Annotated in this window: 10 protein-coding genes; 1 reads left to right on the forward strand and 9 read right to left on the reverse strand. The window is 57.1% G+C overall.

Annotated features, from left to right (window positions below; all coding sequences use genetic code 11):
• Positions 1-735 precede the first annotated feature (735 nt).
• Positions 736-3459 carry a glycosyltransferase gene (locus ACVWXW_RS02735; protein ID WP_457402650.1) on the forward strand — a complete coding sequence of 908 codons (2724 nt, stop codon included), beginning with the start codon at positions 736-738 and terminating at the stop codon, positions 3457-3459.
• Between the two features lie 60 nt (positions 3460-3519).
• Here ACVWXW_RS02735 and ACVWXW_RS02740 read toward each other — a convergent pair whose 3' ends face one another.
• The 9 genes from ACVWXW_RS02740 to ACVWXW_RS02780 form a co-directional block, all read right to left on the reverse strand.
• Positions 3520-4047, reverse strand: coding sequence for a ribonuclease H family protein (locus ACVWXW_RS02740; RefSeq protein ID WP_457402651.1), 528 nt, complete (start codon positions 4045-4047; stop codon positions 3520-3522).
• Positions 4048-4512: 465 nt separating this feature from the next.
• Positions 4513-5619, reverse strand: coding sequence for a phosphotransacetylase family protein (locus ACVWXW_RS02745; RefSeq protein ID WP_414343695.1), 1107 nt, complete (start codon positions 5617-5619; stop codon positions 4513-4515).
• 78 nt (positions 5620-5697) lie between these two features.
• Complete coding sequence (locus ACVWXW_RS02750; protein ID WP_457402653.1) at positions 5698-7170, reverse strand: TrkH family potassium uptake protein; 1473 nt, start codon at positions 7168-7170, stop codon at positions 5698-5700.
• A gap of 11 nt (positions 7171-7181) precedes the next feature.
• Positions 7182-7871 (reverse strand): potassium channel family protein, encoded by a 690-nt coding sequence (locus ACVWXW_RS02755; RefSeq protein WP_414356515.1) that lies wholly within the window; start codon positions 7869-7871, stop codon positions 7182-7184.
• Between the two features lie 70 nt (positions 7872-7941).
• Complete coding sequence (clpX, locus tag ACVWXW_RS02760; RefSeq protein WP_457402654.1) at positions 7942-9288, reverse strand: ATP-dependent protease ATP-binding subunit ClpX; 1347 nt, start codon at positions 9286-9288, stop codon at positions 7942-7944.
• A gap of 794 nt (positions 9289-10082) precedes the next feature.
• On the reverse strand, positions 10083-12143 hold the full coding sequence (gene ligA, locus ACVWXW_RS02765) for an NAD-dependent DNA ligase LigA (RefSeq protein WP_457402656.1): 2061 nt from the start codon (positions 12141-12143) through the stop codon (positions 10083-10085).
• Positions 12144-12175: 32 nt separating this feature from the next.
• A complete protein-coding gene (locus tag ACVWXW_RS02770; RefSeq protein ID WP_457402658.1) occupies positions 12176-14191 on the reverse strand; it encodes an ArsA family ATPase in 2016 nt (671 codons plus the stop codon).
• Complete coding sequence (locus tag ACVWXW_RS02775) at positions 14192-15391, reverse strand: RNA-guided endonuclease InsQ/TnpB family protein (RefSeq protein ID WP_457402737.1); 1200 nt, start codon at positions 15389-15391, stop codon at positions 14192-14194.
• Positions 15279-15872 (reverse strand): IS607 family transposase, encoded by a 594-nt coding sequence (locus ACVWXW_RS02780; protein WP_011431697.1) that lies wholly within the window; start codon positions 15870-15872, stop codon positions 15279-15281. Before ACVWXW_RS02780 ends, ACVWXW_RS02775 begins: the two co-directional genes overlap by 113 nt.
• Positions 15873-16018: the final 146 nt, after the last annotated feature.

The raw sequence follows: 16018 nt of genomic DNA on the forward strand, positions 1-16018 counted from the left end.
TGAGTAAACCTACGGCCTGTTCACAGATCAAGGGATACAAAACGTCGTGTTTCTGAGGCTTGATTCCGATGAGTCCAGAACAGGCAGGCTTACAGCTGTATCCTGTAGCCTCTTAATAGGCTGTAGCGTAATAAGATCCCAAACTCGGCCTGGAGGAGCTGTAGTGAACCAAAGTCCACGAAATGCTTGCCCCGCGGCGATAGCAGCCAAGACAGGAATAGTTATCAGTTGAACATTTCCTGCAACAAACTTGAAGCTTTCCTGTACATGTTGCTTTTCCCCAGGCAATGACACTTCTCCCTTTGACAGAAGTTGCAATTCTTGCTATGCTTGAGCTTAAGCAGAGCTACTCCTTCTCTCTAGCAGGAAGAGCAATGGGGGTCATTAGCTGTGACGCAAGCCACCAACTTTGAACAGCTGGGAACTTTATTTTGGCAAGGATCCTACTCTGCCTTTTTTGCCCAGGCCGAACAAGAAAGTATTCCCTCAATTCTCCTAGAGACCATTGCTCTTTCCATCGCTCCTGAGTTTGCAGAAAGGTACAGGGGTGGATCTCTAGAAGGGTTATTGTGGCCACAGACAAAGCGACTTTTGCAAGTTCTGTCGATTGTCTATCAACCTGTTGCAGAACGCATGCGGGAGGAAGCCCTAAAGCTTCCTGTACACCACCACCATAGACTTCAGCTGCTGGCGCACAGCCTTGACTGCTTCGCTAGAGCTGGGGAAGAGGATTGGGTGTGGTTAGTATTGAAGCAAATTCTAGAAGATTGGCCTCCAAATGCCTTTATCAACTCTCTTTACGATCCCCAGACAGGCGAGGAAGTGGCGCGCCTGTGGCTATTTCAGGTTACTCAATACCTTCGTGACCTCTCTCAGGAGGAGGCTGATGCCTTTTTACCCACAGCCAGTTCCTTCTATCATCGAGAAGCTGCTGCTGCGTATGGCCGCTGGGTCAATCAGAAACGGAACGGCGACTCCGCCTGGCCAGAGTGGTATATCCCACCAGAAATCCGGCTAGATGAGCCTTTTGGAGCAGCTCTTGCAGAAATTTGCAGGGATCCCTCCCTGCGGGTGGTGGTCGAGGTAGGGGCCAGTAGTGGAGAAGGATCCACAGCTGTTTTGCGCTACGCCCTTCCCAACTCTGTTCGCATCTACAGCATAGAAGCTCATCCTGAGCGCTACAAAGAGCTGGCTAGAAGGGTAAGCAAGGATCCCCGCTGTATCCCCATTCACGCTGCTGCCCAACCTAGGATCGCTACAGTGGAGGAGGTGGAAGAATGGCTGAAATCTTGCTCCAGCTTTTGGGCCCCCTATAGCCGAGAGCAGGCTCTGGAATGGCACCAGGAGGGACAAGATTTACTCAAGTCTGTTCCCACAGATGGGGCAAGCCGAGTTCCCGACCCCGACCTTCTTCTCATTGACGGCGGCGAGTTTACGGGCTGGTATGACCTCCAAGCTTTTTTGGAACAGGGCGCTCGCCCCAAGTATATTGCCCTGGATGACATCTTCGCTTTTAAGAACAGCCGTTGCTTGACGGAGCTCTCCAGCTATGGCTACCGACTCATTTGCTGGGGAAATGTCCGCAAAGGCTTTGCCATCTTTAAAGACAGCAGAGCCACTCTTCCCATTCACTTCTTCACCATTGTTTTAGACGGGGAGCCGTACATTGAGCGCCACTACTCCACCCTCTGCGAGTTGGATAAGCTAGGGATCCCCTGGCAGTGGGTGGTGGTCGAGGGCGTTGCTGCCTTACGCCATGACACAGGGTGGAGCTTAGCCAACGGCGGCCGCATCCCTGAGGAATACTCCCAGGGGCACAGCTTGGATGGTACGGTCGAATACTTGAGGGACTTGGCAGCCAAAGACAGCCGTGTTCGGCTTGTTCAGAAGCCCGATGGCCAGTTTTGGGATGGCAAAATTGAAATGGTCAGGGCAGCCCAACCTGACTATCCCTGCTTGCTGTGGCAGTTGGATGCAGACGAAATTTGGACAGTCGAACAAATCCGGCGGGTTCATCGACGCTTTGAAGCAGATCCCACTCTAGAGGCGGCCCAGTTCTACTGTCGTTACTTCGTGGGCCCCAATCTTGTCCTGGACAACAAAGGTAAGTGGGGCAACAACCCCCAGATGGAGTGGTGGCGGGTCTGGAGATGGGATCCCTCTGAGTGCGAGTGGCAAACTCACGAGCCACCTGTATTGATCCGAAAGGGACGACTTCCCGAGAGGGTTCTGACCGCAGACCAAACGGAAGCAGAGGGCTTAGTGTTTGACCACTATGCCTATGCATTGCGAAAGCAGGTGGAGTTTAAGGAATCCTACTACGGCTACCAAGGAGCTGTCAGAGCTTGGGAAGAGTTGCAAAAAGCGGAAAAGCCCTGCTCCCTGCAGCCCTTTTTCCCCTGGGCATACGGGGATCCCTTGGTGGTAGAGGTGCGGCAACGTCTTCACCTATTTGTGGACGGGGTGTTCTTCCAGATGCACCAAACTGGTATTGCTACAGTTTGGCGCAACTTACTGCGGGAATTGCCTCAGCTGGGGATTCGCATCACTTTCTACGATCGGGGTGGCATGGGAGAGCTACCCCAGGGTGTCGAGAGAATGCAGGGTCACCCCTTTAGCTACGCCCGCTGGGATGATCCTGAGTTGAGACAAGCTTTTATTTGGTCAGGGGCTGATGTTTTTATGAGCACCTACCATACATACCTGCCCTCTGACATTCCGCAGGTGCTCCTGCTCCATGACATGATCCCAGAAGTGCTGGGTTGGGATCTCTCAGATCCCATGTGGCGCCAAAAGCACGCAGCCCTTGAAGCAGCCGCTCGCATTGTAGCTGTTAGCCAAAACACGGCCTGTGACTTGCTGCGTCTAACTGGCAAAGAGGCAGTAGTAGCTTACCCTGGGGTTGACACCAGTGTATTCAAGCCGGATCCCTCAGCTATTCCCAAGCACTGGCTGCTGATTGGATGCCACCAAGGCGCTTACAAACGACAGGAGTTATTTTTTGAAGCTTATCAGCAGTGGTCCTATAAGCCTTTCCCTGTCCTTTGCACTCATTCCTGGTCGACTCCAGAGGCTTATCGACAGGCGGCAGCTCCGCAACCTGTTATGAATGCTTATCTAGATCTGCAGCAGTTGGTTCAAGCCTACCAGAATGCCGTGGCGCTGGTTTACCCAAGTGCATATGAGGGATTCGGGCTACCCGTATTGGAGGCCATGGCCTGTGGGACCCCTGTCATTATCTATCCCAACTCTGCCTTAGTGGAAGTAGGAGGAGAAGCTGCATTTTATGTAGAGGACTCTTTGTCGGACACCCTGGTTCAGGTTCTGGATCCCAAGTTGCGCGCTGAGAAAGTCAGGAAAGGCTTAGAGTGGGTTAAGTCTTTTACCTGGGAGCGCATGGCTAAAACCATCCAGGAAGTTCTGCACCTTGCAGTCAAGCCAAGCCTAACAGCCTTGTAGTCTTGGCAAGCATCTTGCTGCTAACCAGTTTCACAGTGCCCCCACTGCCGGTGTGGAACCTCAACCCCTAACTTCTGGAGGAACGGTCACTCTGGCTCGAGCCTGGGCAACCAACCCATCCACGTACTCGTTCCAGCGCAGACCTTGGTGGGCTGGGATCCAAACCACCTGCACCTGAGGGCACTGCTGCTTTAGTTGATACAGTTCCTGAACCAGATCCAAGTTTTCCACCGGCCCGGTGCGCCGCCGCCACCCCTGCGCTGCCCAGCGATCCATCCAGTCGTTGTAGGTCTGTACGCAAAGGTGGGAGTCGCTGTAGATGGTATCTACGCCGTTGCCCTGGGTGTGGCGGCAATATTGCAAGGCCCGGATGAGGCCGGTCAACTCCATGCGGTTGCTGGTGCTATCGGGATCCCCTCCCCAAAACTCTTCCACAACCCGATCATCTTGAACCACCACCACGGCCCATCCCCCTGGCCCCGGATTGGGAGAACATCCCCCGTCGGTGAAGATGCCACTGTGGGGGCAGGCAACCAGACGGCTGGGGCCCGCTCCTTTGCGGCCGTGCATCCGTGAAACCTTGGCCATGGTGCTCATCCGGCGCTAACGGCAACATTTGGGATCCCGGCTCGACAACAGACACTGCATCTTATTGCAGAAGGGCGTGCCGGCACCACTGTTTAGTGTATTCAGCTTCAGAAAAGCTTTGTTTCACACTATTAGCAGCATAAACCCCGTCAACATCAGCTTACGTGACACTGACGCACAAGGTTAAAAACAGTACGAACAAAAACCCCCAGAAAATCTGGGGGAGGAGTGGTGTGTTGAGGTGATGAATACTCGCATGATATCTCTCGAATTTGGTGAGTAGGCCAAACCGGCGAGAGATCCCTGCGTTTTTTTGCAGAAATCATTGCAGATACTGGAAAGCATCAGACACTAGAGACCAGCGCGTCAAAACTGAGCTTATTTCATCTTGATCAGGTATAGTGCTCAATCTCGAAGAAATATCTATTTAGACACCAAATATAGAGAAGCCAGTAATAACTTTTCTTATGCACCTACCGCCGACACTAGGGGTTGTGTCAAGCCCAAATGAGCATAGAGACGGGAAAAGTCAAAATTCGCTGACATTAGCTCTTGGATGCAGCGGACTTTCACCTCCTCGTGCAGGCGAATCTGCCCAAAAACCCGTTCGATGCGGTTGATGGTGGTGAAGGTGTCCAGATCCACCGAGAGGATCGGCACTTCCAGCTCTTCTGCTCGAGACTGAATGCGGGGATCCAGAGGGAGCTTGCCGGTCAAGATCAGGCAGAGGGTGGAAGTTTCTAGGGCGGCCAGTTGAATATCGGTGCGGTCTCCGCCGGTGATCACCGCCTTGTGATCCAGCTTACGGAAGTACTTCAAGGCCGAGTTGACGTTCATCGCCCCTACCGCAATGTCTTCAACCATCAGGTCCATCCGATCCGGACAGCAGAGCACCTCGGCATCCAGTTGCCGCACCAACTCCCCAACGCTGATGCTGCGCAAAATGCGATGGGAGGGCAAAATCCCCAGCACCGGGATCCCGTGTCCCTCCAAAAAAGGCCGAATGATCGTTTTTGCCGGTTGCATTTGGTCAGGTGGCACATCGTTCAGCAGCACGCCTGCCAAGCGGGATCCCAGTTGACGATGGACAAAGAGAAGAGAATCAACAGCCAAGGAGGAATGGTAGCGACTGATCAGCAGTACCGGAGCATCCAGGGCTTGGGCCATCTTGGCCAGCGACAGGCCAAACAATTCCCCCTCGTAAAGATCGGCTGGGCCTTCCAGCAGCACCAAATCGGCAGGGGAGCGCTGGACAAACTCCAACAGAGGGGCAACCGGGCACTCTGGAGCTGGATCCCCGGGAGCTCGCTTCATTTGAGCCAGCAAAGCCTCTTCGTTGAGCCGGAGCAGCATCGGCGGCATTTGATCCATCGTCAGCCGCAGAGACTCCGCCACAAAGCGCATATCCGGATCGCCCCCTTCCAGCGAGCAATCTTCCCGCTCGCAAGAACCGATGGGCTTCCCATAGGTGACTTTTATCCCTTGCTGCTGCAGGTGTTTGGCCAAACCCAAGATGGCAGCCGACTTACCGCTGAAGGGCTCGGTAGAACCGATCAAAAGAAACTTGGACACAGATGGCTCCCGGTAACGAGAGGGACGAAGGGATCCCTTACTCAGTCTAACGGAGGCTGCTCTCTCCTCAGTTCTGGACTAACCGATTAGGATCGACTCTTCAGGGTAGGTTACCAACGGGCGGGGCTGTTGTTGAGCCAAGGCCAAGACAATCGTCAATGCCCCCAACCGGCCCCAGAACATCACCAGCACAATGATCAGTTGGCCAAACCAGTTGAGCTCCCCGGTAAAGCCCGTCGAGAGGCCGCAGGTGGCAAAGGCGGAGATCACCTCAAACAACACCGGATCCAACCTACTGTTACTGTGGGTCAGCAAAATCAACCAAGCCGCCAACAACACCACAAACAGAGAAACCGTTAACACCGCTGCCGCCTTGCGCACCATGGAGGGATCCAAGCTGCGCCCGGCAATTTGAGCGCTGGGCAAACCGCGGGCATAGCCCCAGAGAGCCAACACCAACACCGCCAAGGTGCCGGTGGTCATGCCGCCCCCCATAGAAGCTGGGGCTGCCCCAATAAACATGAGAGCCATCAGCAGCAACTGGCTTGCCGGGGTCAAATCCTCAATGGGGATCGCGGCAAACCCAGCCGTTCGGGCAGAAACCGACTGAAAAAACGTCAGGCCCAAGCGGTGGGGCCAGCTTACCTCCAGCAGGGATCCGCCGGGCAAGCTCTCTCCCAAAAACAAGCCAATGCCGCCCGTGCAGAGCAAAACCACCACCACGCCCAGGGTAATCCGGGTGTGCAGAGAGGGGCGGTGGCCCCGTGGCCAGGTTAACAAATCCGACAAAACCGGGATGCCCAAACCGCCGATAAAAATCAGACCGGCCAAAATCGCCAGCGACAGACCGTCTGTAGGGATCCCTTCCCGGCCAAACAGGTCAAATCCTGCATTACAAAAGGCCGACACCGCGTGAAAAATAGCCAGAAAAACCGCCCGCTCCGGCCCATAGAGATCCCGCCAGTGCACCCAGAGCAGCAGAGCCCCCCCCAACTCAATGAGGGTGACCCCCAGCAGCACCCGCCGAGTCAATTCCAGGATCGCCCCCGGATCGATGAGCCCCAGCGAATTGCACAGCGCCAAGCGATTGAGGAGGGAAATGCGCCGCCCGATCAATTGAAACACCACCACCGCCAACACCATGAAGCCCACCCCGCCAATCTGAATCAGGATCAGCAGCACAATCTGGCCCAACAGGGTGAGATCCTCCGCCACCACAATCGTCGAGAGCCCCGTCACGCTCAGGGCCGACATGGCCGTAAACAGCGCCTCATTCCAGCTCAAGGGATCCCCGCGCCCGATCCCCGGCAACATGAGCACCAAAGTTCCCACCACTGCCAAGAGCCCCAACCCTGTGACCAGCCGCAATGGCGGCGGCAGCGGGCGACGCCTGTCCCCCCCAAAAAACCACTGCAGACGATTCCCAAAGGCCCTAGAGGACTGAGACAATGCCGAGCCCGGTGTCGGCAGGTGGCGGGCGCGGGATGGCACTGATGGAACCAAGCGCTCAGAGCCCTCCTCTCGCGGAAGCGGGGCGGAGCCCTCTCTCATCGGAGCCCTCCCTACATTTCATTCAGCCGCGAGATGTTGGTATTGGCCCCCAGAACCACCAGCAAATCCCCCTTTTCCAGCAGGTAGTCTGCGGGGGGAGAGACCACCAGCGATTGCTTTCGCTTCACCACCAGCACCGTGATGCCGAAGCGGCGACGCAGATCCGACTCCGCCAGCGTATGGCCCACCAACGCCTCCGGCACCTGTAATTCCGTAATGCTGTAGCCCGGCTCCAGCTCTAGCTGATCTAGGATCCCCGGTGCTGTCAACACCTGAGCCAAACGGCGCCCTGCCTCTTGCTCCGGCAACACCACCCGATCTGCCCCCACTCGCAGGAGAATAGAGCGTTGCCGCTCGGTCGACGCCTTACAGACCACATTGCGCACCCCCAGACTTTTCAGGGCCACCGTCGTCAGCAAATTGCTCTCGAAATCGCTGCCAATGGCCACCACCACCGTGTCGAAGGAGAGGATATCCACCGCTCGCAGCGCATCTTCATCGCTGGAATCGAGGGCCACCACCTGCGTCAGCTGATCCGCCAGGCGCTGCACAATCTCGCGGCTGCGGTCGATCCCCAAGACATTGTGCCCTCGCTCCATCAAGGTGAGAGCCAAGCTAGAACCAAAGCGCCCCAGACCAATTACCGCATATTCACGATCCACCCGCTGCCGTTCGCGCCAGCGGAACGTAGTCCCTGCCATGTGCTCTCCTGCCCCCTCTTTCAAGAACAGATCATAAGTTCATCCAGCAGGGATCGGAAGGGCCGCGACTCTAGGCCGACTCAGGCTTGGGCAGCGTAGAGGGGTGAGGAATCAGCTCGCGGGTGGAACGGCGCTCCACCATCTCTGCGGTGATGCGGATGTGCTTTAGGTCGCGGCGGGAGGGTGCCTCGTACATCACATCCAGCATTAGCTCTTCCACAATGGCCCGCAGGGCGCGAGCCCCGGTCTTGCGGCGATAAGCCTCTTTGGCAATGGCAGCAATGGCGGCAGGTTCAAACTCCAGTTCCACCCCGTCCATGCGCAACAGCTTCTGCGCCTGCTTGAGAATGGCGTTTTTGGGCTGCGTCAGGATCGCCTCCAGCGCCTTCTCATCCAGCGGATCCAAAGTCGCCACTACCGGGAGCCGCCCCGTGAATTCGGGAATCATGCCGTACTTGATCAAGTCTTCAGGCTCCAAAGCCTTGAGGGCATTGGCCATACGTTGCTCGCGGCTAACCGACAATTGCTCCCCTGGCTTGATAAAGCCCATCAATTTCTTGCCAATGCGCTGCTCGATTACTTTTTCCAGGCCAACAAAAGCCCCCCCGCAAATGAAGAGGATGTTGGAAGTGTCGATTTGAATGCAGTCTTGATAGGGGTGCTTGCGCCCTCCCTGGGGAGGCACGTTGGCTATTGTCCCTTCCAGCATCTTCAACAAAGCCTGCTGCACCCCCTCGCCGGAGACATCGCGGGTAATGGAGGGGTTCTCGCTTTTGCGGGCAATTTTGTCGATTTCGTCGATGTAGATGATGCCGCGCTGGGCCTCTTCTACGTCCATGTCCGCCACCTGCAGCAAGCGCAACAGGATGTTTTCCACATCCTCGCCCACATAGCCAGCTTCCGTAAGGGTGGTAGCATCTGCAACCGCAAAAGGCACATCCAACATGCGAGCCAGGGTTTCCGCCAGCAGGGTTTTGCCGGAGCCAGTGGGGCCAATGATCAAAATGTTGGACTTCTGTAGCTCCACCTCATCCAGTTCCGAAACTCCGACGCTACCGGGGTTGGCCTTGGCAGCCAGACGCTTGTAGTGGTTGTAAACCGCCACCGACAAAACCTTCTTAGCTTTTTCTTGGCCAATCACATATTGGTCGAGATAGCGCATGATCTCCTGCGGCTTGGGCAACTGCGCCAAAGAAGGCAGGCTGCGGGAGGATTTTTTAGGAGCTTCACGCCGGCCGCCGGCAGGGGCGGCAGCAGGAGGAGTGTTGCCGTCGTAGAGTTCCTCATCCAAAATCTCGTTGCAGAGCTCCACGCACTCGTCACAGATGTAGACCCCCGGCCCCGCAATCAACTTACGCACCTGATCCTGTGACTTGTTGCAGAAGGAGCACTTTAGATGGGAGTCATATTTGGCCATGGGATCCTCGTTGCTGCTTGCTCTTGGCTATCCTAATCCGGCAAAAGCCAGAAGAAAACTAAACCTTCCAATCCAGTCGCAAATTGGCTGCGAAAGCGTAAGGAGGCCGAAGTTGGTGGAATCTCACTGACCTACTAGTCTAGCATCTCCACTGGGCTCGTAGGGCTTGTTTCCGGATCCCCAAGGGGGCAGGGTGCCAAGAGATTCCCATGGGGATCAACTGGAAAGACTGGAGATATAGTCATTTCAAACTGGATTGAGACACTTCCCAAGCGCTCCGTGCCGCTTCCGCGACCACCCACTCTTCAAAGGGGAGCTGGGAAGCAATGCAACGGAGGTGTTTCATTCTTGCTTCTCCAGCGCTCTGCGCTACCCGTGCAAACGCCACAGCCTCGGTTCTCCCCAAGTGTCTTACAAGGAGGAAAACTGGAAATGGAAGGGGTGAGCCGTTTCGCTGCTATCGGGAATGGTCATACATCCTTTGGACGGATTTATAGAAAAACCGCCCGACTTGACGCCGAGCGGAAGATGGTGTGAGGAGTGAACGGAAACATGCGTCTCCGCTGATCCCATCATAGTTGAACTTATTTGGCACTGGCAAAGGAATCCTTCAGTTAAGTTGGATACTTTTTGGAGGTGTGGCCGCGCCTTTTTGTAACCAAAAAGGGGAAGGAACTGTCCGTGTTTCGTTCGCTTCCCCCTATTGGCGTCCACTCCTCACTAGAGGTGAATCATAAATTATCCCTGCCGCTAAGACAACCCACCCTACCCAAGTTTTTCGGGGATCCACCCTGTCAAGGATGCAGATCACCGGATTCCACGGTGGGATCCAGCGCCAACAGCTCCGCTTCGGTCAGCAGGGGGATCCCCAGTTGTTGGGCTTGCTCCAGCTTGGAGCCGGGGTCAGAGCCCACCACCACGTAGTCGGTTTGGCGGCTGACGCTGGCGGTGACTTTGCCCCCCCGACTCTCAATCCAAGCCTTGGCCTGCTGGCGGGAGAGGGTGGGCAAGGTGCCGGTGATTACGAATTTTTTCCCGGCCAGGATCTGGGAGACGGCAGGGTTCTCCTGCTGAGGAAGAGCGGGGATCCCTAGCGCCTGCAACTCCTGCAACAGGCGACGATGGGCCGGCTCGGCAAACCAGGCCACCACCGCTTCCGCCACTTCCGCGCCTATCCCATAGATCTGGGCGATGGTTTCTGCGCTGGCTTGGGCCAAAAGCTCAGGGGTGGGAAAATGGCCGGCCAAAATCTGGGCGGTGACCACCCCCACATGGGGGATCCCCAGCCCGTAGAGCACCCGTTCCCAGGGCTGCTGGCGAGAGCGCTGAATGGCTTGCACCAGCTTTTGGCTGGAGCGGGATCCCATTCCCTCCAAACCCTGCAACTGCTCTGGGGTGAGGCGGTAGAGATCGGCTACGGTGCGCACCCCCAAGCTCTCCACCAATTGGGCTGCCCGCTTTTCCCCTAAGCCTTCGATATCCAAAGCATCACGGCTGGCCCAGTGCTGCAATTGGCCCCGCAGCTTGGCCGGGCACTCGGGGTTGGGGCAGCGGGTCACGGCTTCGCCAGGGGGACGAACCAAAGGGGCGTGGCATTCGGGGCACTGGCTGGGCAGGCTGTAGGGAACAGCGTCGGCAGGGCGCAATTCCTTCAGGATCCCGACCACCTCCGGGATGATCTCCCCGGCTTTGCGCACGATGGCAGTATCGCCAATGTGCACATCCAGCTCCCGCAGGCGATCGGCATTGTGCAGGCTGGCGCGGCTGACAAGGGTGCCGGCCAAAGGAACCGGCTCCAGCTCTGCCACTGGAGTGACGGCGCCGGTACGGCCCACGCTGGCGAGGATGGCGCGGATGCGGGTGGGGACTTCCTGGGCAGGGTATTTGAGGGCAATGGCCCAGCGGGGAAATTTTTGCGTAAAGCCGGCCTCCTCCTGCAGCCGCAAGGAGTTCAATTTCACCACCACCCCGTCGCTGGCGTAGGGGAGCTGGGCACCCCGCCATCGCTCATAAAATTGGATCACTTCTCCCAAGCCCCGACAGACCTGGGAAAGGGGGTTGACTGGAAATCCCAATTCCTTGAGCTGCTGCAGACACTGCCACTGGGTTTGCGGGGGATCCCCGGCAGGCCATCCCTCCGGCCAGTGGAGGGCGTAGGCGAAGAAGCTGAGCTTGCGGGCGGCCACAACGCGGCTATCCAACTGCCGCAGGGTACCGGCAGCACAGTTGCGCGGGTTGGCAAAGGGGGGATCCCCAGCGGAACGACGCTCTTGGTTGATCCGTTCAAACTCGGCTAGGGCCAGATAGACTTCCCCCCGCACCTCCAAAACGGGAGGCGGATCTGCTGTCGCCAGCCGCAGGGGAATCGAACGAATGGCGCGCACGTTGGGGGTGATGTCCTCTCCGGCCTGTCCGTCCCCCCGAGTAGCACCCCGCTCCAAAAGACCCTCGATGTAGGTTAGGGCCAAGGCGGCGCCATCAATCTTCAGCTCACATACATATTCCAGCTCTCCCTCTGTCCCGCCGTCGGGAACAGGGGCACGGCCCAAAACTCGCAGCAGACGCTCTTGCCACTCCTCTAGCTCTTCTGGGTTGAAAGCGTTTTCCAAGCTGTAGAGGGGGATGCGGTGGAAGACGGTGGGAAAATGCTCTGCAGGTTTTTCTCCCACCCGCTGAGTAGGGCTATCGGGAGTGACCAGTTCAGGGTAAGCCCGCTCCAGCTCTTGCAGCTCGCGGTAGAGGCGGTCGTAAACGCTGTCTTCCAGGATGGGCGCATCGTGGACATAGTAGGCAATGCTGGCCTTCTGCAGCAGGGTGCGCAGCTCGCGGGCGCGTTCTTCCAGATGGGGATCCATAACTCCTTGGGTGAGCAAGGTCTACCCCTAGGTTAGGGCTCCTGAGGAGCCAATAAGTAGGAGCCGATATTCTCCAAGCTGGGAGGATGTAGGAAGGGGATGGTCAAGATGGCCTGCTGGGAAAATGGCTGGGGGAGCTGGGCCAGAAGAGTCTGGTGACGACGGCGGAGGGCCTCTCCAAAGGGGGTAGAATCCTCTAACCACACCCGATTGAGAACGGCGTAGGGATGAGGGATCCCCAAAGCATCCAGTTCCGCCAAGAGACGCTCGGTTTCCGCCAGAACTGCTTGCTCGGGGTTAAAGACGGGGATAAAGGTAACAAACTGGGGATCCTGGAGCTGCTGCCGGAGCTGTCGCACCTGGGCCAAGAGCTCCCGCATCCGCTGCGCCCATTCCGACCTGCCCACCACATCCCGATATTTCAGCCACAGCTTCAGGGCCAAGCTCACCCAACCTTCCAGAGCCTGGGGCATCTGCAGAAACCGCAAGAGATGGCCTGTGGGAGCCGTGTCCAGCACCACCAGGTCAAACTGCCCGCTCGTCTCCTGTCGGAGAACACTCAACAGGGCCATCACCTCATCCAAGCCGGGTGGGGGCATCTGCAGCAGTTGCCGCCACGCCTGTGGGTCGTATTGGACTTCCACCCCTGCCGTCCCCTCCCCTGCCAAGATGGCCGCCACCTCCTCCAGATAATCCTGCCGGAATTGCTCCAGCACCGCCGCCGCATCGACCTCCTGCCCCAGCAGGTTGGGCAGCAGGGGGATGGGATCCTGACCCAGTTTCGTCTGAAACAGATCCCCCAGCGAGTGAGCCGGATCGATGGAGACCAGCAAGAGCTGCTTGTCGGGATGGCGCTTGGCCAAGTTCCAAGCCAGGGCCCCGGCCACCGTCGTCTTGCCCACACCCCCTTTGCCCCCCACCAACACCAGTCGGATCCCTTGGGCCAAAAAGTCCGGTAGGGACGGGATCCCCCTGAAGGAAGGGAAGAGGGTAGAGAAGGGAGACTCTCTCTCCGCTCTCTGCTCTGGGATCCCTTCCAACTCCAGCAGCACCTCTGGCAAGGGGCGAAGCTGCTGCACCAGCCCATCTAGGGCCGCCAACCCAACCGGCTCCTGCAGTTGATAAGGACAGACCCAGATAGAGTATCCGGGCAGCTCCTCCTGTAGGGCTTTGAGCACGCGCCGCTGTTCCTGTTGCCGCGCCGAGTAGAGAGGAGAGGGGAGAGCAGCGGGCAGCGAAGGTTGGCTGTTATTCTCTCTTGCAAGCAGCACCTGATTGACCAGAAGACCGCCGATGGGCACGCGGCGGTTTTGCAGTTGCTGACAAAAGCGGCGGGTTTCCGCCACGCTCAACTGCTCCGGGATCATCACCAGCCAAGCAGAGGTGCTCTCCGGAGTGGTCAAGCGGGCTTTGCCCCCCTCCAGTTCCCTCTGCAACTGGGCTAAAAATGCATCCGCCTCATCCGGTCGATAGGTGCCTGTCAGGGCTTGGGCGATCTCCCGATGCTTGGCCTGAAAGGTGGCAAACACAGCCAGAAGATTATCTAAAAAGTCGGGCAGCTCCAACAGCCGCAGGGTGTGCCCGGTGGGGGCCGTGTCCAAGATAACGGTATCCACCTCCTCCCCAGCCAGCAGCCGGTTGACCTCCAGAATCGCCATCAGCTCATCCACCCCCGGCCAGGCTAAATCCCAGATCGGCAGCAGATCCTCTCGGCCAAACCAACTGCCCCGCTCGGCAATGAGCTCCAGGGCCGGCCCATAGGTTTGCCGAAAAGACCGCAGCAAAATCTCCGCCTGCAAAGCCCGCACCTGTAAATTGGGGCGATCCGGCAAGGGTTGGGCCACATCCGTAACCGAGATTTGCAGCACGTCCCCCAACGAGTGGGCGGGATCTGTGGACATCAGGAGCAGACGGCGCTGGGGATCCACCTGGGCCAGTTGGCGAGCCAGCGCGCAGGTCAAGGTTGTTTTGCCCACTCCTCCCTTGCCGCTGAACAGCAAGAGGCGTTGGGAAGCCAAGAGCAGAGGATGGCAGGAATGCTGATACATTTACGCTGAACACTGCTGACCATTACTGCTCAACGGTGAAGCGATAGCATTCTGTCCATTTCCGAACAGAAAGGCGGTATCCCGCAAAGCTCTGAGCATAACACCCAGAGCGCCTTGCCAATCTCGTGGTAGCCTATGGCTGCACTTTGGGCATCTAAACACCTTTGCGCCACCCAACTTGGTGTGGATGTGCCCGCACTTAGTACAGGTTTTACTGGTGTACGCCTCCGATACTTCCACGACGACCACGTTTTTCTTTTGGGCTTGAAACTTCAGGAACTGCTTGAACCGATAGTGCGCCCAGGTGAGCATCGCCCTTGCCGTCTTGCTACCAAACTTCCTCCCTGCCTTGGCAACCATCTTGGCTGACTCGAAAGTGGGGAGGAATATCAATCGGTAGTTATCCGTCAGGAACGCCGCTACCTTGCGATGGCACTCGTCCACCAAGTTCCTGATTCTCTCCCGCAGACGAAACACCGCTTGCCGCATTCGCCTACGTTTGAGTCTCGGTGCTTTACTCAGCCTGGACTGTAGATCGTCTAGGTGGTAGCACAGCCGAACGATCCTGCCAAAGTCTCCCTTGGCGATATCTACAAAGCCCGCCCCATCAAACCCTGTAAAGAAACTTCTTACCCCAGGGTCAAGCGCAACCACCCCCTTTGCTAACGAACACTGCTCGTTCACGGGCTCAGGAAAGATGGCATACCATCTGTCTTTCACCCGCATTAGTTCAGTCCCACGTGCCCATTCTCTGGGCATCTCCTCGGATGCACGAAACGCCAAACCTCGGGTGAGTTTCGGATACCACGTTCCATTGCGAAAGTTGCCGGCGTTGAACTGCAGCGTATGTGACCTGTCCCGCACACTGCGAAACCTCGCGTCTTTGCTTCGGCGAAACGCCAGCCACGCCTCGACGACCGCGTTCTGTTTGATGTGGCAGGGGGCGTCCTTTACCCACTGGGGCAGGTCGGAGTGCAGGATGATGTCCCGCAGCTTTCTGGCCGTTCTTGGAACACCATGCCGGCGCTGATAGGCAGTCGCTTGGTTGTAGCAGTACCGGCACGCCGCTTGCCACCGCTTCCAAACTTTAGCCAGCGCTGGCTCCGGATAAATCCGTATCTTTCTCGATTGCAGCCCGGTATTTTCTGAGTCCGTAGAGCCGACTGCTGAAGCAGTGCAGGATGGTGAGGATGTCCTCAACCAGTTCCTGTTGGGGAGAAAGGTGATCGTCATCGAGAACCAAGATTTCGCAGCCGTATTGACGGCAGTACCACTCAACGAACTCAAATCCAAACCGGCAGAGTCGATCCCGGTGAGCGACCACAATTGTTCCGACATCTCCCGCACGAACTCGTTCCAATAAGGCAAGGAACTTTGGTCTTTTGAAGTCGAGACCGCCGCCAACCTCTCCGACCACTTCGGCTCCAGGATAGAGGTTAACCAGTCTTGCAATCTGTCTCTCCAAGTCTGGTTTCTGCCCTCGACTGCTGACTCGGGCGTACAAAACGACTCGTTTGACTTTTCTTGGCGTTTTGATGTAGCTGTCGAGGTCATACCTTCTCGCCCTGCCGGATGGTGTACGTATTGCCTTGATCCAGCCTTTCTGTTCCCATCGCCTCAAAGTGTGGAGACACACCCCAAAATAATCCGCCGCTTCTCTCGGTTTTACATACCTAGCCATACCAAGCAGCCATACTGAACACACTGTACATTATTTTCAGTATAGTCCAGCGTATCATTGACTAGAGTCATGCTCACTGTTAACGCGACTGAGTTGCAAAGGGATCCCCTCCCACATAGGTCGCCCCTATTTTGGCCTGGATCCCT

It is taken from the genome of Thermostichus sp. MS-CIW-30 (genome assembly GCF_054058015.1).

Bases quoted from the DNA above. Each gene is read 5' to 3' on its own strand.
- ACVWXW_RS02750 (WP_457402653.1), bottom strand. From the start codon at position 7,170: ATGAGAGAGGGCTCCGCCCCGCTTCCGCGAGAGGAGGGCTCTGAGCGC.
- clpX (WP_457402654.1), bottom strand. From the start codon at position 9,288: ATGGCCAAATATGACTCCCATCTAAAGTGCTCCTTCTGCAACAAGTCA.
- ligA (WP_457402656.1), bottom strand. From the start codon at position 12,143: ATGGATCCCCATCTGGAAGAACGCGCCCGCGAGCTGCGCACCCTGCTG.
- ACVWXW_RS02780 (WP_011431697.1), bottom strand. From the start codon at position 15,872: ATGGCTAGGTATGTAAAACCGAGAGAAGCGGCGGATTATTTTGGGGTG.
- ACVWXW_RS02740 (WP_457402651.1), bottom strand. From the start codon at position 4,047: ATGGCCAAGGTTTCACGGATGCACGGCCGCAAAGGAGCGGGCCCCAGC.
- ACVWXW_RS02755 (WP_414356515.1), bottom strand. From the start codon at position 7,871: ATGGCAGGGACTACGTTCCGCTGGCGCGAACGGCAGCGGGTGGATCGT.
- ACVWXW_RS02770 (WP_457402658.1), bottom strand. From the start codon at position 14,191: ATGTATCAGCATTCCTGCCATCCTCTGCTCTTGGCTTCCCAACGCCTC.